This is a genomic window from Paraburkholderia sp. SIMBA_027, from assembly GCF_046535315.1.
Lineage (GTDB): Bacteria > Pseudomonadota > Gammaproteobacteria > Burkholderiales > Burkholderiaceae > Paraburkholderia > Paraburkholderia tropica.
The window spans coordinates 1-229 of sequence record NZ_JAWRWY010001762.1 but is presented as its reverse complement, the minus strand read 5'-3'; the positions used below and the strand labels follow the sequence as shown (position 1 = coordinate 229).

The 229-nt window shown below is 65.1% G+C and carries 1 protein-coding gene; it reads right to left on the bottom strand.

Going from position 1 to position 229, the window contains the following annotated elements:
* On the bottom strand, nt 1-174 hold a 174-nt coding region (locus SB764_RS45210), incomplete at its 3' end, for an FAD-dependent oxidoreductase (protein WP_410867466.1).
* Nucleotides 175-229 lie beyond the last annotated feature (55 nt).

Sequence of the window (229 nt, the reverse complement as noted above, 5' to 3'; positions counted from 1 at the left end):
GTCGGCCGGCCAGTTTTCGACGTCGGTCGTGGTCATCAGCTGGCCGCCTTGGGCCAGACCCGTGATGAGCACCGGCGCAAGGTTGGCGCGTGCCGCGTAGACCGCAGCCGTATAGCCGGCCGGACCGGAACCGAGAATCAGAACCTTGGCGTGTTTCGTGGAAGTTGCGGGCATGATCGAAATCCTTATACGGCGCCCGGCTCGCCCATGCGAGGCCGCGCGACTTGAA